Source organism: Gammaproteobacteria bacterium (genome assembly GCA_035279405.1).
Classification (GTDB): Bacteria; Pseudomonadota; Gammaproteobacteria; order Natronospirales; family REEB76; genus REEB76.
The window spans coordinates 186065-205373 of the sequence record DATEHU010000026.1; the positions used below are offsets into that span (position 1 = coordinate 186065).

A 19309-nucleotide genomic window follows, 5' to 3' on the forward strand; every position below is an offset into this window, starting at 1 on the left:
GATCCCGATGGCGTTGTCCGCTGTCAATCCGGGGCGCTGCGGGCCAGTGCCAACCAGAACGGCACGGCCTTATTCGACGGCGTGACGGTGCTGATCCTGGCGCAGTTCTTCGGCATCGAACTGACGCCGGCGCAGCAGTTGACAGTAATGTTCGTGTGCATTCTCGGCGGTATCGGTACGGCCGGCGTACCGGCGGACTCCTTGCCGGTGGTTGCCCTAATCGTGAATAGGGGACGCTACCCTTTTCAACATGCAGCGGAACCCGGCGCGTGCGAAGATCGTTCCCAGGCCCAAGGATGATCCTTGGTCGAGCGCCGCAGCCACTGTGGGATAAAGGACGATAGAGCACTGAGTAACACCCCAGCGTGGTGCAGGCAGATTGAGAGTATGGGTGACTGGTCTGCGTGGCTCGCAGCAGGAGACGAAATTGGCCGATTGGAAGTTATCCGACGTAATGCCGATAAAGGGTTACCCTGAGGCACCGAGAAAATCATTTATGGACTTGAGAAACTGGTGGGGAGAGATTTGGCTTATCGGCCCCCTGGACGACCGCGCAGAAAGCCGGAAAAAGGGTAGCGTCCCCCTTTCTTTTGTCCTTAATGAATGTGCGCCACCGTACCGACTACGGCCTGTGTTTCCGCTAGTCTGTAACCCGTTAACCAGGAGGTTTTATGAAAGTAATTCACATAGTTCCAATAGTCGCCCTCGCGGCCGCCGCGTTACTTGGCGGTTGTGCCACCAACGGGCCCGGTGGAATGATGGGCTCACGGTCAAGTGATTTGTATGGCGTGGTCGAATCCATCAACATCTCGAGTGGCAGCAGCAGCGGCATGAATGCCGGTACGGTCATCGGCGGGCTCGTTGGCGCAATCGCCGGCAACCAGGTGGGTGGAGGCAACGGCAAGACCTTGGCAACGGTCACGGGTGCGGTCGGCGGTGCGGTGGCAGGTACGGCCATCGAAAACAACAGCGCTTCTCAGATGTACAGCATCCAGATACGTCTGGATAACGGCAATTACGAGACCATCAACCAGAAAGGCAGTGTGGCAGATTTGCGCGTGGGCGACCGCGTACGCATTGAAAACGGTCGGGCCTATCGAGCTTAGCCCGCAGTCATTAAGCTGAGTTCCATCAGCCGCCTCATCCGTGCTGTCAAACCAGATTTCGCAATTTTGGGTCCATCACAATAATTGCCGCTCATGCCGCGTACTCCGGATCATGCTTGAACTATCTCTCCCAAGATGTTTTATCGAGTGACACCAAATTCCATCAGCAAGGCACAGCCGTAGTCCGCGTATCGCGCGACAAAATGGCATGTGGAGCGTCTTCGCGCAGGGCTTTGACAAAACCACTTGACCTCTTCGGCAAACGGCAAGAATGCCTGTAACTGCGCTGAAGATTTTGCGAAGAACAAATCAAGGTCCAAGATCCTGATTCAGGACGATGGCACTGAACCCCGCATTAGCCAGCCTCCACCGTATGCAACGCTGTATCAAGTAAATGTCAAAATTAGTTAAAATCATTCTCATTGCCATCGGCGGGCTCGTTGGTCTCCTCGCCCTGAGCGTGGTCGCCCTGCATCTGTTCGTAAACCCGAATGCCTACAAACCCCAGTTGGAGGCAGCTGCCTCGCGACACTTGGGGATGGAAGTCAAAGTCGAGGGTCCGCTGGGAATCAGCCTCTTTCCGGGATTATTCGTCACTTTGCAGGATGTGCATATTCGCAACCACGGGGCTGAGGTTGCCTCCGCGGCAAAGGCCAAGCTCGGGATCGAGCTTCTGCCGCTGCTGCGCAAGCAAGTCCGGATCACGACAATCATCCTGAATCATCCTACGATTTCGATCGAGCGAGAACGCAGCGGCCGGTTCAATTTCACCACGGCGGCAACGGCGGGCGGAGGCTGGTCGAGCCTCAAGTTGACGAATCTTTCATTTGCAGATGGGACTCTCCACTACGCTAACGAACAAACCGGTGAAGAATTTAAGGCCGAAAGCTGCAATTTGCAGGTGCATCATCTACAGCTTTCGCAAGCTAAACGCCTGGATCCGATGCAGGGCCTTTCCTTCACGGCTGACCTTGCTTGCCGGGATATACGCAGGGGTGACTTCACCGTGTCCGACTTGAAGATCTTGGCCCACGGGAAGAGTGGGGTCTTCGATCTGCAGCCGGTCAGCATGCAGATCTTCGGCGCACGCGGAATCGGGAGCGTACATGCGGACTTTTCCGGCGCCATTGCCCACTACACCCTGCGTTACTCTCTACCGCAGTTCCAGATCGCGGAGTTCTTCAAACTCCTGTCGCCGCGCAAGGTCGCCGAAGGAAGTATGGATTTCTCCGCGAACCTGTCGCTACAGGGAAGCACCGCAGATGAAATGCGACGCAGCCTGAAAGGCCAGCTCTCGCTGCAGGGCAAGGATCTCACACTTACTGGCTATAACCTCGATGAGGAGATCTCCCGGTTTAATTCCAGCCAGAACTTCAACCTCGTGGACGTGGGCGCCTTCTTTTTTGCCGGACCTCTCGGTCTGGTGGTTGCCAAAGGCTATGGCTTTTCATCCCTCCTTCAAGGGACAAGTGGCAGCAGCAAGATCCGCACGCTGGTTTCCAAGTGGAAGGTCGAGCGCGGCGTGGCGCAAGCGCAGGACGTGGCCATGGCAACCAACAAGAACCGGATCGCGCTCCAGGGAAGACTCGATTTCATAAATAATACGTTCGACGATGTCACTGTTGCGGTAATCAATGCTGAGGGTTGCGCCAAGCTGCAGCAAAAAATAACCGGCAGTTTCCAAAAACCAATTCTGGAGAAACCAAGTATCATCAAGACTCTCACCGGGCCGGTACGGAAGCTGGTCAAGGCGGCGAGTAATCTTGTTGCCGGCGGAAAGTGTAAAGTCTTCTATGCCGGTTCGGTGGCGCCGCCGAAATAAGCTTTTACCCTCCGAAAAGACTGCTAACCATCCGGCTTAAACTCCGGTGAGGCGCGCCAGTTCGCCCAGCAAGGGTGGCGGGCGGACGTGCCGGACTCCGAAGGTCAAGTCGTGCTTGCCCGCTTTCGAAGCGCCTCGGGAAGGCATTCTTGAGACACGCATTCGTGTGCCGACACTTCTTTGCTGTCATCGTGGACGGCCATGAACCGCAGCATCGTCAAAACCTTAATCCCGGAATTGTCAAACACCGGACTTGACAAGCGCTCAGACGTGAGGGGCAATTAACCTGCTTGCGTAACAACCGGGCTGGGCACTGTCGGCCACTTTCGAGTTGTAATGGGGTATAAGTGTTTGAGTGGATGAAGCTGTGGAATCTTCTGCAAGCAGACCAACAGACTTTCCATAGCGATCATGTGCGACCATAGCAACTGACCCGGCCGGTCAAAAAATCGGCGCGAACAGCCGGGCTGTTTGCATGCCAAGGCGGCGCATAGAGGGCACGCGCTCGCAGTCGCCGTGTTCAATCAACTTGGCGTTCCTGAAATCGTCCAACAACATCGCCTCGATCCTGGAGGCGAATCCCTGATCCACAATCAGCGCCATGATCTCGAAATTTAGGCGCAGCGAACGATTGTCGAGGTTGGCACTGCCCACCGCGGCGGCTTGGGTATCAATCAGCACGATTTTCTGGTGCATGAAGCCGGGCTGGTAACGGTACACCTTGATGCCCGCGCCCACCGCCTCATCGAAAATGTAATAAGGTGTGGCGATCCAGATCCGGTGCACGTCCGAATTGATGGCTTGCACGAAAAACACGCGGGCAGGTCTCCTGCTCGTTAGCCGGACCGCTGGCCACCACCTGACAACGCAGGTTGCCGGCAGATGACGCCGGTTCCCACAGCAACTCCGGAATGGCGTCCGTCGCCCAATAGCAGTCTTCAATGAAGGCCAACTGGATGCTGGCGACCGCCGGGGCATGGATTTCGATATGCGTATCACGCCAAGGACTCAAGGGCGGCTTGGGACGTAGGTATTCATCCGCTACGTTCAGACCGCCAACGAAGGCCTGTTCGCCGTCAATTACCACGCCCGTGCGATGATTGCGGAAATTAAGCGGCAAGATCATCAAGGTGCACACGTAAAAAACACCGATTACAAGGGTTATACGCATCACGCCACAGCCGATGAACCGCAATATGAAATCCAGAGCGACAAGAGCGCCCACATAGCGATGCACAAGGGCAGCGCAGTGAAGAAGAAATGCAGTTGAGGCGGTAGAAGATGGCGTAAAACACGGCATTATCAATGCGTGCCCACCAATAAATTGACCGTCAACGCGATCACGATCACGTTGAAAAAAACGCCGCCACTCGGTGAGTCATGACCAGCCGGCGCCGGCGGCGGCCGATTATTTGCACATCCAACACCTGGAACATCATGCCGATGGTCACGGAAAAATAGGCGAAGTCCCAATAGTCGGGCGATTGACCTCCGGGAAAATCCAATCCGGTGGATTTGCCGCCCTGGGCGCGCAGTAAGCAGCGACACTCCTCGCCCGAATAAATAATGCAGGCTCAATAATGCAGGCTCAATAAAACGCCGGCGTGCCGCTGGTTATAACGGTACGCCGGCCCACTTCCGGGCGTTCGGGGGTCACCCGGATGGCCTCGCTACGGAGAACCGAGGCCGTTTTAGCAGATCGAGAAATGTGCGGCGAAAAGATGCTACCGCATGTGTCCTGCAGTTAACGTGCTTGCACATTCCTCTTAATGCATGAGCCGGCGTCTGGCGCGACGTCTACCCATCCGTATGACTGTTGATTGCACTGCTAGACGCTTTGGCCGCCGGAGTTGACCGCGAGTTCGTTTTTAACGCCGCTTACACCATTCACACCCTTGGCGACGGTCGCGACTCTGTCACTGTCGCGTTGCGAGTTGACTGTGCCCGTTAGAGTGACCACGCCGTTGGTGGTATCCACACCGATCTGCATGACCTTGAGGCCCGGCTCCGCCATGATGGCCGCCTTGACCTGGGTGGTAATGGCGGTATCGGTAACCGCCTGGCCAGTGTTGGCGGCGGCCGCACCAACCGCGTTGCCGGCACTGCGTGCTGCCTGATCCACATTCCGGCCGGCGGTCTCAGCAGCACCGGAATGCGGATTGCCGCACGCCGCGAGTCCGATCGTAGAAAACATCAGCGCCGCGATAGCGCATATGCGTAACATATTCATGATTTCCTTTCCTCACTATTCTGTGCAATCAAATAAACCACGCCCTGCCGGCGTCGCGCGGAACTTCGTCTGAAGGCGAGCGGTTTCTACCATCCCTCAGTAGCGACACCAATGACAAACCGGGCTTTGACAAGAACGTCAAGGCCCGATTTGCCGCGGTCAGTTCGAACTCGGGTAGCTAAAGATAACGTTGACCCGGCGGTTCTGCTGTCGTCCCGCAACACTCGTGTTGTAGGCGAAACGGCGAGTCTGGCCGAAGCCCACGGCGGTGAGCCGCGAACGTGCAATTCCGAAGTTATCCACCAGATAATTCACTACATTCTGGGCGCGGAGCTGGGAAATTTTCATCGCTATCTCTGCAGTCGGCTGCAGATTATCGGTGTTGCCTTCCACTGTTGCGACGACCGCCTGGTTGGCTTTCAGGAAATCCGCCACTTGCCGAAGATCGTCACGGTACTGCGGTTTTACATCGGCCTGGTTTTGACCAAACTCGATGGGTAGTGACAGGGTGGTAAGCCGGGCTGGCATCACCGCGAGGCCCGTGACATCCGTCACACACGGGATAACAGCTTCAATTCGACGGTTCAGCCGTCTCCCGGCGTCAGTGCTGTTGTCCGCAATTGGGCGCGTATCTCCATATCCCACCGCCTTCAGCCGGGAAGGGGCGATGGCAAAGCTGTTCACGAGATAGCTGACTACGCTCTGGGCCCGATCCTGAGATAGTTTCATGTTCGCCTGCGGCGTTCCCACATTGTCGGTATTGCCCTCGATGACTGCCGTAGTTTCGGGGTGATTGCTCATGAAGGTGCCCAGTACGCGCAGCTTTTCCTGCATACCGCGCTGGATATCGCTCTGATTGATTTCGAACTGGATGTCAAGGCTGCTGCAGTACTGCCGGGTAATTTGCGCCGGAGTCGACACGGGAGCCGCAACGACGGTCTCGGCCGGCGACGCAGCCGCAGTTTCGGCCGGCGCGGCTGGTTTCGCAAAACTGTACACCAACCCAAGCGAGACAAGATCAATGTCGCCTTTGTTTCCGATGGCGTCATTAACACGGTAGCGTTCCACTTCGGCGCGCAAAGCGAAGGATTGGGTGAGGGCATACTGCAGTCCGACACCGAACTTGTAGTAGGTATTGCGCGTGCTGGGGTTGGCATTGAGGACATTGACAAAACCCGTTCCGGCAAACGAATCTCTGGCTTGCGCATAGTCCAACCCCACCCGGCCAAATGCCGAGAAACTTTGGGTGAAGGGAAGAAATCCAACGGCGTCAAGGTTCAGGCCTTTGATTCTGGTGCTCCCGTTCAATGTTCCCGGCGGCAGAGTGGCCGCGGAAAAACCAAATGTACCCAAGTCGAAATAGCCGCCTTCAAGGGCAAAATATTTATTGAACTGATACCCGCCAAAGAGCTTGTAGCCGGTGGTCCGATCATCATTGCTGAGAGAGGTCACGGCAAACCCTTCGCCGAGCAGGTTGCGGGTTATCTGTGAGTTATCAATTTTTGCCCTTGACTGCCCAATATTGGCGCCAATGTACCAGCCGGAGTCCTGCGCCACCGCGAGCGGAGTCGCAGTCAACAATATGAGTATCGCCACACTCGACACTCCTAAAATTCTTGATGCCTTCATGCTTTTCTCCAGGATCAAAGCTGTTTGAGACGCGGTAGCTTCGATGTTTCGGATTTTATGGACTGGGTACGTTAATGACCGTATTCACCAGCGTGACTGCTGCGCCCAGCGACAGCACTCTGCCGTTCAGAGTCACTGGCGTGGTGTTGCCGGCGGTCGAGAACGCGGCGCCTGCTTGGCAGATGATGGTTCCAACCATGGTCCCGCCGCCGGCCGCGTTGATCGTTGCGGCACTGCCCACTTGCCAATAGACATTCTTGGCCTGGGCACCGTTGACCAGAATGATGCTCGCCGGGGCCGTTGCTCCCGGGCCGCCGACGGTCAGTGAGGTCGCCATCTGGAACACCCACACCGCATTCGCATTGCCCTGGGCATCGAGAGTCAAATCTCCACCCTGAATCATGAACGAACCGGACACCGCGGTGTAAACACCGGGAGTGAGCACCAAGTTGGCGAGGTTACCGGCACCGGGATCGGGCCCGGCTGGTTGTGCCACCAAGGCGTTATATGCGCTCAGTGCATCGGCGCGCGCCTGCGTCGCAATCGCGAAGGTGACTGCCGTGCCCTCAGAAGGGCAGCCGACGGTCGGGGGCGGTGCAGCCGTGTATATCTGTCCGTTTACCACTCCGGTGTTAAGCGGAGTTTCGGTATAGGTGCATCCCGGTCCTGCATCGTGGAATCCCGTCACCGAGGTGGAGGCGGCAGTGGTCCCGATGTCACCATTGATTATCGTCAGGGTCCCTGAGTTGGTCATTCCGGCGGAGCCTCCGAACGTGCCGAACGGCGCCACCGAGGCAAGGGCTATCGGTGGCAGGCAGTTCCCGCCCGCCGCACTAACGGTAAAGGTCCATGTGTAAGCGCTCGCCATTTCATTGGCGGGACTTGCCAAGTCCTCGACTCCGTTGGCGCCGCCCAAAATAGTGGCGGTGTAAGTAACACCAGCAGACAGCGGACTCAACGGTGTAAAGGTGGCGATACGGCCAGTGGCGGCGTCGAGGACCACCGATGCCGCTGTGACGGGAGTAAAGCCAGGCCCCGGTCCGGTCACAGTAAATGTAGTGCTGTTCACGGTTAGAGGATCCATGCGCAAACCGGAGGGCACGTCAAAGGTGGCGTTGATAGCCCCGTTGGGGCAGGCAGAAGTGCTCCCGGGGGCAGGCACAGTGGAAACTACTGAAATATTCGCCGAGGAGACCGGGGCGGCCGTAGTGAACGTCCAGACGTAGTCGCTCGCCGCAGGCAGTGGCGACTGATTGCCGGCCAAGCCGTTGCCTGCCACGTCCGTCGCGGCCGTGGTGATCGTGGCGGTATAGGTCGCGCCTGCCGTCAACAGACCCGCCGGTTTAAACACTGCGGTTCTGGATCCGGCTATATAGCTTACGGTGCCTGTGGGAGACACACACGAGCCCGCGCAAGTCACCGTAAAACTGGCCGCGGTGATCGTTGTTGGATCCATGTCCTCGGTGAACACCGCCGTAATCGCCGTGTTGGTGGGCACATTGGCTGTTGGACCCGGACTGGTCGTAGCCGGAGCGGTAAGCGTCACTCTTGGCCGGGTCGTATCCGGCGTGTCACCGGTAGTGAAATGCCACACGAAGGGGCGCGCCAATGGCAAACCCGTAGCAAGGCTTTGGGCGCCGGTAATGGTCACCGTATAGAGGGTGAGTGGCGCAAGAGTGGTTCCGGCGGTGAGCGTATAAACGGCAGTTCGGCCGGTGGCATCAAGCGCCACGTTCCCGGTGGGGTTAGTGCAGGGTCCGGAGCATGTCACGACAAAGCTCGCGCCACTCGCGGTAATCGCCGCCATTGGCTCGCTGAATGTGGCATTGATAATGGTGTTGTTGATGGGAACGCCCGTTGCATCATTGATCGGCGCGACGGCGGTCACGGTCGGCGCAAGTGCGACACCGCCGTGTAAACCAAGGATGGGGCTTTGACCTTCATTGCCGGGGCATCCTGCCAGCAAGGCGCACACCAGAATTGCTGCCGGCCACAACAGAAACTCGCCGTAACTCTTGATTCTGATCATTTTCATCTCCACCTTAGTGAATAACCAGAAGAGAAGGCTGCATTAAGTTTCACCTATGCATGCCCGCAACAGCAACGCTGCTGCTCTTTACATCAATGTGTATAAACCAACGTAAGTGCAAGCCTCCCACATTTCTGCAGGAAGCTCTGTGCGGTAGCGAACACAAGACCCAAAACACCTGACCGAAGACCGCCGCGACGACCGCAAAGTGCCGTTGCCACCGGCGTCTTGCCAGAGGCAACCGGGCCGTGCCCGGCCTTACCCGAAGATTCCGTTCCGGGATCCGTGGCCGGATACGTCTACGAGGTTGACGCCGTCATGAAATCAGTAGCCGGTGCCGACGGCCCGGTGGTCACCGGCGGAGCCGGCTGCTCGCCCTGTTGACCCTTAACTGTCAGATCATCCGTGACGGACTTCACACCCGCCACGCCTTGTGCGGCCTGGACCGCCCCGTCAATCTGTTGTGCGGCTTGCCCCCCCCCCCGATATATTATTTTTACGCAACCTTGGATTGCGCGGATGTTGTTGTTCACATGCAAGGATTCGAGTTGCGGCCTGATCGGAACACCCAGAATGCCTGTGGGAGAAGCTCATAGTCCTAAAGAGAACCTGCTGCTGAACGCCCTGCCGGCAGACGGCTACGCGCGCCTGCAGCCCCAGTTGCAACTGACCCCGCTGCCGCTGGGCGAATCCGTCTATGAATCCGGCAACGAGATGACACACATGTTTTTCCCCGTGGACAGCATCATTTCACTGCTGTATGTCATGGCCAACGGCGCTTCCGCGGAAATCGCCGTGACAGGCTATGAGGGACTGGTGGGGATCTCGCTGTTCATGGGCGGGCGCAGTACGCCCAACCGCGCCGTGGTGCAAAGCGCCGGCCACGCTTACCGGCTGCCCTCCGAGGTGGTGCGTCACGAGTTTGACAACAACCCGCCATTCCAGCATCTCATGCTGCGTTACACCCAGGCGCTGCTCACCCAGACCGCGCAGACGGCGGTCTGCAATCGTCATCATAGCGTCGAACAGCAACTGTGCCGCTGGCTGTTGCTGAGCTTTGATCGTCTGCGCACGAACGAGCTGCACATGACGCAGGAACTCATCGCCAACATGCTGGGGGTGCGCCGCGAAGGCGTGACCGAAGCCGCCGGACACCTGCAGACGGCCGGTCTGATCCATTACAGCCGCGGTCACATCACGATGCTGAATAGATCCGGCCTGGAAGTGCGCGTGTGCGAATGCTACCGCGTCGTCAAGCAGGAATACGACCGGCTGCTGCCGAACACGACCTCACTCTGACTCAACAAACTGCATAGGCAACTGCTCCCACAATTCCGACTGCGGTAATAACGCTGCCTGCCAGAGCAGGCACGCTGTCTGCAACCGGCGCCATACGCTCGAGCAGCAATTGTGCCGTTGGGTGCTGCTGAGCATTGACCGCCTGCCCAGCAACGAGATGCAGTGGCGGGTCCGATCATTGCCAATTCGGATATCGTTACACCTGCAATTGAGAGCAAGAGAAAACCTGCCACTGGCAAATTATTTTGCTTAGAACGTCTAACAAAATGATAGATGCCAAATACACTCGCTTATGGCCGGGCGGGTCAGGAGCGACGGTCCCTGTGGGAGCGACCGTCGCGGCCACGATAAGACTGGAATCGCGGCGAATATCACCGCTCCCACAGAGAGTCGTTTATCATTTTGTTAGATGCTCTTAAGCAGATTTCGTCAAACCGGTCGCAGCGTAAACCCACGCAGACGTTGCGCAAATTCACGCAACGTAGCGATATGCGCGTTTTCCGCCTGCGCGCACCAATCCTTGAACTGTTGCAATAGACTTTCATTCGACAGCGTGTTGTTTTCCCATAGTGCCTGCAACCGACGGCGGAACTCATATACGGTGCGCAACCGCGGGCTGCGTGCCAATGTCTCCTGCAGACGCGTGCGGCCGCGCGCATCCAAAAGCGTCTCGTCACGTGTCAGCAAGCGACGTGCATGCGCGAGCCACCCGCGACCCTCAAGGCCGGCGTTCTGTCTCTCAGTTTCGACCGCTGGACGGATGACCTCGCGGATGTACTTACGCAATACGTGCATGCGGTTTACGATGACCGCTTGCACTGTGTCGACGCTCACCGGTCCGTGGCGCGCGACGATCACGGGCTCCGGCGCCACACGTCTTACCTTGACCAGACGCAGTTTTTCCAGCATACGAATGTAGCTCCAACCAAGGTCGAATTCCCACGGCTGCTGTGAGAATTTCGCAGAGCTCGGAAAGGCATGATGGTTGTTGTGCAACTCTTCGCCGCCGATGATGATGCCCCAGGGTACAACATTGGTGGCAGCGTCTTTACACTCGAAATTGCGATAACCGGCATAATGGCCGACGCCGTTCACCACGCCAGCGGCCAGCACCGGAATTGCCAGCATTTGGACCGCCCACAGCGTAATGCCCGGCAAGCCGAGCAGTAGCAAATCAACGACCAACAGCAAGCCGATACCGAGCTGGCTGTGCCGGCTGTACAGGTGCCGCTCCATCCAGTCATCCACGGTACCGCGTCCATATTGGGCAATCGTTTCAGGATGCGCCGCCTCGGCGCGATACAACTCGGCGCCCTCCAGCAGCACTTTGAGGAGACCCTTGACGCGCGGACTGTGCGGGTCATCCTTGGTTTCGCAGCAGGCGTGATGTTTGCGATGTACCGCCACCCATTCACGCGTGACCATGCCGGTGGTCAGCCACAACCAGAAGCGGAACACATGCCGCACCGCGGGGTGCAACTCCAGGCCACGATGGGTCTGATCGCGGTGTAAAAACAGGGTAACCGAGACGATCGTGAGGTGGATAAAGACAGGGGCGATCACGAATGCAGCCCAGACAGGTAAACCAAAAAGCCCGTGGATCATGAACATGTGAGAAACCTCAAAGGCTACCTCTCGCGAGCCAAACACAGCTTATGCCTTCCGTTCCGGCGGCTCTGCTCGCTAGCGCACATACAAACTACCTGTTACCTGCTAGGCTGCAAGCAGGCTCTCCTCTCGCATGTCCATTACATTGAGACATTTATCGGTGGGTCACGGATGTCACATCGGCACCGGTTTTGGCCGCACTGGATGCCATTGCGACTGCAGAAACGGACGCACCGCAGGTCTCATTATCCGGAGCGATTCATCCCATGTACGCAAGTCCGCAGGACAATTACCTGCTGAAGTCGTTGCCGGAAGAGGTGTATGCGCGTCTGCTGCCCGAGCTGGAACCAGTCCAGTTTTTCCTGGGCCAATCCGTGTACGAATCCGGCAATACCATGGAATACGTGTATTTCCCGGCGGACTGCATCGTGTCGCTTGTGCACCTCATGAACAACGACACTTCGGCGGAAATCGCCATCGTGGGCTTCGAGGGCGTGGTGGGCATCTCGCTGTTCCTGGGCGGCGGAAGCGCCCCCAGCCGCGGAGTGGTGCAAAACGCCGGTACCGCCTATCGCTTGAAAGCCAGCAGGTTGAATGCCGAATTTGATGCGGGCGGCGGCTTTCAGAAAATACTGCTTTGCTATACCCAGGCGCTGATCGCGCAAATGTCGCAAACCGCGGTCTGCAACCGCCACCACACACTCGAGCAGCAATTGTGCCGTTGGGTACTCCTGAGCATTGACCGGCTGCCCACCGACGAGATGAAAATGACCGAACTGCTGGTAGCCAATATGCTTGGCATCCGGGACGGAGCCGTATCAAGCGTGGCTGAAAAACTGCAATTTGCACGCTTGATTCAGTATCGGCACGGCAATCTCAAGGTGCTCGACCGTACTGGCCTGGAAATCCTGGTCTGCGAATGCTATGACGTCGTGAAGAACGAATACCTGCGCCTGCTTCCGGGAATGGAGAATCACCAGCGTGTCGTTCCGCGGTAGAAACCGTGTCGCATACGGCGACGGTCTTTGACGCACGCACCCGGACAGATCCAGCGGCCCTTACGGCTGGTATCACCTGATCGTTACGGCCTCAATCAGAGTCCGATCATCCTGATGATCGAGGATCATCGCCGCCGCATGTTGTGGCGGCGATGCGCACCTGTTCCTACATCGTTTCCGGCCTGCAGCGAGCGAGGTTCCCCGGCGGCTGTCTGCCACCCTGTGCACCATCTGCATAATGCCGGCCGCGATAAGTGCCCTGACTGCTTGCGCAAAAATCGCGATTGCCGTCCTCCCCTGATTCCTGGCATGAATAGCCCAGGGAAAGGGAAATGGGGACGCTACCCTTTTCCTCTAGATGGTGGCTTCGCCTGAACCATGATACCAGTGGCGACGGCGCCGACAGCTGCACCTACAAGCTGAGTGACGCGCTGGTTGTCTCAAAAGCCTAAGCCGCGGCTTTGCGCGCCAGCGCCTCCAGCTATACCTGCACCGAATTGATGCACCGCTCGGGATCGTTCAGGTCCATGAGAAAGCGCAGACGGTTGCTGCTGGATTGACCGGCTCACGGCATCAGAAAAAGGGTACCGTTTCCTTTTCCCTCATGTGGTGCCCAATGCCCGACATCAGCGGCGTATGCCCACGTAGCGGGGGGCTGTCGGCTGTAGCGCATCCTTCGGCGTCACTTTGGAGCCGCCAGGACTAAGCCGTAATTTGTCATGACAGCCAGAAGGGCAGCTTTGTCCGGCGGACCACCCGCATTGACTACAGCAGCAACGTCTCTGAAATATTGAGCACCGATATCCGGCGACTGCATGATTAGTGCTCTTGCAGTGGTAGCGAAAGGATTTGCGAAGGCATGAGCGACACCCTTCGGGGTGCTCATGCTTTGCCCCACTGCAAGATCTCGCGTTTCAGAGCCGACCGAGTATCGTAAAGTTCCTTCAAGAACATAGACGCACTCTTCGTTGTTCGAATGACTGTGTGGAGGCGGTACATTCGAACCTGGTGGGACCGTTAACTCAAACACGCCTAGGCTTGAAGTGCTTGTTCCATCAACGATGTATTTGATGCCGAGCTGGCCTACCTTGATCATAGATGAATCCATGACTTTTCCCCCTGCGTGCAAGTAAGAAAGAAATAGCTTTGTAACACCCAATGCCGTAGGTAAGCGGCCGCGGAACGCGGTTCGCTTGAGTGAGTAGTTATGCGGCAGACTCGAGTTGCCAACCCGGGAACACAAGAACAGCCGGATGACAGCGCAGCGCAATGCCCAGCACCTTGGCACGCTCGACACCCAAGTTGACCCGGCCGGTTTCGATACTTGAGATCGTGGTCTGTGGAATACCACAGAGCGATGCCAGTTGATTCTGGCTGAGCCCCTGGAGCTCACGGATGATTCGGACCGACTCGCCGGGCGTGACATCCACACGTTTCTTGGCAGGACTGAATTTGTTCATCTCAGCGTCTCCGAGAAGAAATGGGGTCAGAGCGAATATTGCCATCGGCCCAAGTCTATCACTCAAAATTCCCAGGTGATCGGCTTTGTTTTACTGGTCGTCCACGACGGCTAGGTTTGGCTCGACGCGCAAGGGCATTGTGAATGTGTTCCCTGAAGCGGTCGTTACCCAGCACAACCTCCTGATTCAGACATTCGCGGATGGTCTGTAAGGTTGCCCCGTCGAGTTGCGTCCGAAGCAGCTCTCGGTAGGCCGTACAGCGAGACAATGGATCGGTGCCCAATGCAGTGTAAAGTTCGTGGGGAACAACGACCTCGTCCTTCTCATTAAAGGCATTGCGACGATAGCTTGACCACCGATATTCAGAGGGATCGGCCACCATTCCAGCCCGGACCGGATTCAGTTCAATATATCGGTAGCAGGTCAGCACATACCTTTCGGTTTCCACCAGACTTGCTTTATAGCGGCCTTCCCAGAGAGTGCCGGCGCGTCGATAACAGAAGTTGAAGTACTGAACATACCGCCGGCCGATATGCTGCATAAAGCGAGAGAGCGTGTCCTTTTGGGAAGGCGTCACCAAGAGGTGGGCGTGATTGGTCATCAAGACATAGGCATGCACCGTACAGCCGTATCGTCTGGATGCAGCGCGTACACATTCGAGATAAAAGCGATAATCGCTGGTGGCCGCGAAACACGGTTGACGATTGTTACCGCGTTGAATGACATGCTGCGGAACGCCGGGTAAGCAGAAGCGTGGCAGGCGCGCCATATACACATCCTTGTGTTTGATTCATGTTCTTATTCTAGCTCCGATATTCGCTCTGACCCCATTTCTCCCAGCTGATCGAATAGTTAGGCTTGCTTTTTAGGGAGTAGCGGCGCCAACCGTTTTGTTGAAGTCAAGCGCAGCATCCCATTGGTTTGGTACGCAACCAAAAATGTTGTCGCATGAGACCGAAACAACAATTTTATACTTGCCGTTCCCGATTGGCTCCTTGGTTACTTGCACGGCAATGTTTGGGCTACCGTCTACGGAATTGTAGGTTTCAAGCAGGACGTCGGTTACCGTTTGAAGTTTATAGCCTGCGTTGTGAGCGATCCAAAGTTGGGCGGCATCCCACTTTGCCTTACAATCTACGTCGCTGGTGCATATTGGAGTTGTGCGCTCAAGCTCCGCTTGCTTTGCTTGGGTTTCGGCGGTTGGCGCAATTGCGCAGCCTGATGCAAGGGTGGCGAATAGAATACTTGCGGAAAAAACTAGGAACAGAGAACGAGTCATAACATTCCCCTTCGTGAGTGACGCGACTTAAAGCCCAACTATGTATCTGCCCCGGGACGGGGCCGACAATGTAATAGTCGCGCTCGCGCACCCGGCTGTCAATCGGAAAATTCCCAGTTCCAGTCAAACGCTTAGCCGATGTGGCACGGATGCTTATACCTTTACAGGGGAATCATAGGGCCAGACTCGTTGATTATTTAGCTGCGAGCCACGATGCATATGAGCGGATGGAAGTGAATCACGCCGCAGCTTTGCGCGCCAGCGCCTCCAGCAACACCTGCACTGAATTGATGCGGCGCTCGGGATCGTTCAGGTCCATGAGAAAGCGCAGGCGGTTGTTGCCGTCCAGCTTGTAGTGTTGCGGTTGTTGCTGAATCAGCCGAATGACGGTGTCGGGATTTACATTGGGCTTGTCGTTGAACAGCAGACGGCCGCCCTTGGCGCTGGCCTCGATCTTGCGTACGCCGAGCGGCGCGGCCCGCAGTTTCAGTTCGGCGATGCGGAACAGCGTTTTGGTTTGCGGCGGCAGCAGACCGAACCGGTCAATCATTTCCACTTGCAGCTCGCGAAGTTCCTCATCTGTCGCACAGTCCGCGATGCGCTTGTAGAGTGTCAGGCGCAACTGCACATCGCCCACGTAATCGGCCGGCAGCAGCGCCGGCAGGCGCAGGTCAATTTCCGGCCCGTGCTCGGGCGGCGCATCGAGGTCCGCGGGTTTGCCTTCTTTGAGTGCGCGCACCGCACGTTCCAACAATTCGGTGTAGAGGGTGAACCCGACTTCGTGAATCTGCCCGCTTTGCTCCTCACCGAGGAGCTCACCGGCGCCGCGGATTTCGAGATCATGGGTGGCGAGCGTGAAACCTGCGCCCAGTTCTTCCAGAGACTCGATGGCTTCCAGGCGCTTGACGGCATCGGCGGTCATCACGGTCCGCGGCGGTACGATCAGGTAGGCGTAGGCGCGGTGGTGTGAGCGGCCCACGCGGCCGCGCAACTGGTGCAACTGGGCCAAACCGAACTTGTCGGCGCGCTCGATCACGATGGTGTTGGCGGACGGCACGTCTATGCCGCTCTCGATGATGGTGGTGCATACCAGCACGTTGAAACGCCGGTGATAGAAATCCAGCATCACCTGCTCGAGTTCGCGCTCGTGCATCTGGCCGTGGGCGATGCGCACCTCGGCTTCCGGCACCAGCTTCGTGACATGTGCGGCGGCGCGCTCAATGGTGTCCACACTGTTGTGCACGAAGTACACCTGGCCGCCGCGCTTGATTTCGCGCAGGCAGGCTTCCTGTACCAGCGCATCCTGCCATTCGCTCACGAAGGTCTTGACCGCCAGGCGTTCCTCGGGCGGCGTAGCGATGATCGAAAGGTCGCGCAGCCCCGCGAGCGACATGTTGAGGGTGCGGGGAATGGGTGTCGCGGTAAGCGTGAGGAGGTCCACTTCGGCGCGCAGTTGCTTGAGTTTTTCCTTGTGGCGCACGCCGAAACGGTGCTCCTCGTCCACAATCACCAGCCCCAAGTCCTTGAACTTGAGTTCATCGCGCAGCAGCGCATGCGTACCGATGACGATGTCCACGCTGCCGGCGGCCAGGTCGCGGACCACTTCGTTTTGCTGTTTGCCGGTGCGGAAGCGCGACAGCATCTCGATGCGCACCGGCCATGCGGCAAAGCGGTCGCGGAAGGTCTGGAAGTGCTGCTGCGCAAGCAGCGTGGTGGGCACGAGCAGCGCCACCTGCTTACCCGCCTGTACCGCGGCGAACGCCGCGCGCAGCGCCACTTCGGTCTTGCCAAATCCCACGTCGCCGCAGACCACGCGGTCCATGGCCTTGCCCTCGCGCATGTCGGCGAGCACCGAGTCGATGGCTTGCAACTGGTCCGGCGTTTCATCGAAGGGAAAATCTTCCGCGAAGCTGCGGTAATCCAGCTCGCCGAATTTGAATGCGTAACCGTGGCGCGCAGCGCGGCGTGCGTAGATGTCGAGCAATTCCGCCGCCACGTCGCGCACCTGTTCGGCAGCGCGGCGGCGCGCTTTCTCCCAATCGCCGCTGCCGAGATGGTGCAGCGGCGCGGTTTCCGGCGCACCGCCGCTGTAGCGCGATATTAGATGCAGTGCGGACACCGGCACGTAGAGCTTCGCGCCCTCGGCGTATTCCAGCGCCAGGAAATCGGTCTGCACATGATCCAGTTCCAGAGTCTGCAACCCGAGATAGCGGCCGACGCCGTGCTCGGCATGTACCACCGGTGCTCCCGGAGCGAGCGCGGTCAGGTCGCGGATGATGGCGGCGGGATCGCGCTGGCGAACGCGCCGATGCGCTGGATGGGCACGCTCGCCGAACAACTGCTGTTCGGCGATCACGGCAATACCGGCGTCCGGCAGATACAGTCCGCGTTCCAGCGGCGCCACGCACAGCGCGAGGCGCGCGGTGCCGGCCAGGAATCCGCGCCAGCCGTCCACGCTTGCAGGTTGCAGTTCGCGGCGCGCCAGCAGTTCCAGCAGGTATTCGCGCCGGCCGGCGGATTCGGCGGCCAGCAGTACGCGCCCGGAAAACTGCTGCAGAAATTCCAGCAATTTCGCCAGCGGTTCGGCGGCGCGGGTTTCCACGCGCAACGGCGGTGGCGTAACACTGCCGAAATTCACGCCACCGGCGTCGGCAACTTCAAAACTCTGCAACTGAATACAGGCATGCGCTTGCAGCGCCGCCTGCGTTTCTTCCGGCGACAGCCACAGTTCTTCGGGAAGCAATAGTGGCCGTTCAATATCGTGGCGGCGTTGCTCGTGGCGCTCGGCGATCTGCCGCCACGCCTGTTGCAGTACGGGGGCGATGTCTGCGGGTACCGCCAACGTGGTATGCACCGGAAGGTAATCGAAGAGCGTCGCGCTGCCGTCGAAAAACAGCGGTGCGTAATATTCCACGCCGCCGGGCGCGAGCCCGTGGGACACATCGCGGTACACGGGATTTCTCTGCGGGTCGCCTTCAAAGCGCGCGCGGTAACGCTGGCGAAAACCGCGGATGCCGTTCTCGTCCAGCGGGAACTCGCGTGCCGGCAGCAGCTTGATTTCCTCAAGCTTGTCCTGCGAGAGCTGGGTTTCAGGATCGAAATAACGGATGGATTCGATATCCTCGTCCAGCAAATCAATGCGCAGGGGTTTGGGGCTGCCCATGGGGAAAATGTCAAGCAGCGCGCCGCGGACCGCGAACTCGCCGTGTTCCATGACCTGGGTGACCGCGGCATAGCCCGCGGCCGTGAGCCGCCCGCGCATGGCTTCACGGTCGAGTTGCTGACTGGCCTTGAGCAGCAAGCTGCTGCCGAGGATATGCGCGGCCGGCGCCAGGCGTTGCATGAGTGTGCCGGCGGCGACGATGACGACGCCGTGTTTCAGCTCCGGCAGTTGCGCGAGTGTGGCCAGGCGCTCGGAAACAATATCCGGGTGCGGCGAGAACAGGTCGTAGGGCAGTGTTTCCCAATCCGGAAAGTGCAGCACAGGCAGGGTTGCGGCACCGAGATAAAAGCGCAGTTCCTGCGCAAAGCGTTCCGCCTCGCGCGCATCCGCGGCGACGAGCAGCAGCGGGGCAGGCAAGCCTTGTGCCGCTTCGGCAAGCGCCAGCGCCGCGCTGCCACCGTACAACTGGCCCCAGCGGATCAGCGGGTTCCGGTCATCGGGTAATTTGGGTTTCAGCAGTGGCATGCTCATTTTCCAAATGCACAAATGCGGACACCCCGCAAAGCGGGGCAACGGTATCCTAGGATGCTCTGAATAATCCGTTTTCCGTCATTCCGGGGCGATTCCGGCTTTCGCCGGGAGGAATCCAGTCTTTTAAAACCTGGACACCGGCTTTCGCCGGTGTG

Annotated in this window: 14 protein-coding genes and 4 pseudogenes; 7 read left to right on the forward strand and 11 right to left on the reverse strand. The window is 58.1% G+C overall.

What is annotated here, in order from left to right; all coding sequences use genetic code 11:
- Window positions 1–42: 42 nt before the first annotated feature.
- From VJR90_04365 to VJR90_04375, 3 genes and pseudogenes are all read left to right on the forward strand, one after another.
- Window positions 43–222 (forward strand): annotated as a pseudogene (locus VJR90_04365) (cation:dicarboxylase symporter family transporter).
- A gap of 449 nt (window positions 223–671) precedes the next feature.
- Window positions 672–1106, forward strand: a complete 435-nt coding sequence (locus VJR90_04370; GenBank protein HKV96714.1) for a glycine zipper 2TM domain-containing protein — start codon at window positions 672–674, stop codon at window positions 1104–1106.
- 394 nt (window positions 1107–1500) lie between these two features.
- Complete coding sequence (locus tag VJR90_04375; protein HKV96715.1) at window positions 1501–2928, forward strand: AsmA family protein; 1428 nt, start codon at window positions 1501–1503, stop codon at window positions 2926–2928.
- Between the two features lie 441 nt (window positions 2929–3369).
- Here VJR90_04375 and VJR90_04380 read toward each other — a convergent pair.
- A pseudogene (locus VJR90_04380) lies at window positions 3370–4042 on the reverse strand (phospholipase D-like domain-containing protein).
- Between the two features lie 21 nt (window positions 4043–4063).
- Here VJR90_04380 and VJR90_04385 point away from each other — a divergent pair.
- Window positions 4064–4198, forward strand: a pseudogene (locus tag VJR90_04385) (DUF2945 domain-containing protein).
- A gap of 76 nt (window positions 4199–4274) precedes the next feature.
- Here VJR90_04385 and VJR90_04390 read toward each other — a convergent pair.
- From VJR90_04390 to VJR90_04405, 4 genes are all read right to left on the reverse strand, one after another.
- A complete protein-coding gene (locus tag VJR90_04390) occupies window positions 4275–4433 on the reverse strand; it encodes a DUF1345 domain-containing protein (GenBank protein ID HKV96716.1) in 159 nt (52 codons plus the stop codon).
- 323 nt (window positions 4434–4756) lie between these two features.
- Entirely contained in the window at window positions 4757–5158 is a 402-nt protein-coding gene (locus tag VJR90_04395; GenBank protein HKV96717.1) for a BON domain-containing protein, read from the reverse strand.
- Window positions 5159–5317: 159 nt separating this feature from the next.
- Window positions 5318–6787 carry an OmpA family protein gene (locus VJR90_04400; GenBank protein HKV96718.1) on the reverse strand — a complete coding sequence of 490 codons (1470 nt, stop codon included), beginning with the start codon at window positions 6785–6787 and terminating at the stop codon, window positions 5318–5320.
- Between the two features lie 55 nt (window positions 6788–6842).
- Window positions 6843–8816, reverse strand: coding sequence for an ice-binding family protein (locus VJR90_04405; GenBank protein ID HKV96719.1), 1974 nt, complete (start codon window positions 8814–8816; stop codon window positions 6843–6845).
- A gap of 573 nt (window positions 8817–9389) precedes the next feature.
- Here VJR90_04405 and VJR90_04410 point away from each other — a divergent pair.
- Together VJR90_04410 and VJR90_04415 are read left to right on the forward strand one after the other, a co-directional pair.
- Entirely contained in the window at window positions 9390–10115 is a 726-nt protein-coding gene (locus tag VJR90_04410; protein HKV96720.1) for a Crp/Fnr family transcriptional regulator, read from the forward strand.
- A gap of 64 nt (window positions 10116–10179) precedes the next feature.
- Window positions 10180–10275 (forward strand): annotated as a pseudogene (locus VJR90_04415) (Crp/Fnr family transcriptional regulator).
- Between the two features lie 269 nt (window positions 10276–10544).
- On the opposite strand, the gene VJR90_04420 reads toward VJR90_04415, so the two are convergent.
- Window positions 10545–11726 carry a fatty acid desaturase gene (locus VJR90_04420; protein HKV96721.1) on the reverse strand — a complete coding sequence of 394 codons (1182 nt, stop codon included), beginning with the start codon at window positions 11724–11726 and terminating at the stop codon, window positions 10545–10547.
- 263 nt (window positions 11727–11989) lie between these two features.
- Here VJR90_04420 and VJR90_04425 point away from each other — a divergent pair, with 263 nt between their 5' ends.
- Window positions 11990–12721 carry a Crp/Fnr family transcriptional regulator gene (locus VJR90_04425; protein HKV96722.1) on the forward strand — a complete coding sequence of 244 codons (732 nt, stop codon included), beginning with the start codon at window positions 11990–11992 and terminating at the stop codon, window positions 12719–12721.
- Between the two features lie 682 nt (window positions 12722–13403).
- On the opposite strand, the gene VJR90_04430 is transcribed toward VJR90_04425, so the two are convergent.
- From VJR90_04430 to mfd, 5 genes are all read right to left on the reverse strand, one after another.
- Complete coding sequence (locus tag VJR90_04430; protein ID HKV96723.1) at window positions 13404–13829, reverse strand: cupin domain-containing protein; 426 nt, start codon at window positions 13827–13829, stop codon at window positions 13404–13406.
- A 97-nt stretch (window positions 13830–13926) separates the two neighbouring features.
- Window positions 13927–14181 (reverse strand): helix-turn-helix transcriptional regulator, encoded by a 255-nt coding sequence (locus tag VJR90_04435; protein HKV96724.1) that lies wholly within the window; start codon window positions 14179–14181, stop codon window positions 13927–13929.
- A gap of 58 nt (window positions 14182–14239) precedes the next feature.
- Entirely contained in the window at window positions 14240–14950 is a 711-nt protein-coding gene (locus tag VJR90_04440; GenBank protein ID HKV96725.1) for a transposase, read from the reverse strand.
- A gap of 96 nt (window positions 14951–15046) precedes the next feature.
- Window positions 15047–15460 carry a hypothetical protein gene (locus tag VJR90_04445; GenBank protein HKV96726.1) on the reverse strand — a complete coding sequence of 138 codons (414 nt, stop codon included), beginning with the start codon at window positions 15458–15460 and terminating at the stop codon, window positions 15047–15049.
- 238 nt (window positions 15461–15698) lie between these two features.
- A complete protein-coding gene (gene mfd / locus VJR90_04450) occupies window positions 15699–19154 on the reverse strand; it encodes a transcription-repair coupling factor (GenBank protein HKV96727.1) in 3456 nt (1151 codons plus the stop codon).
- Window positions 19155–19309 lie beyond the last annotated feature (155 nt).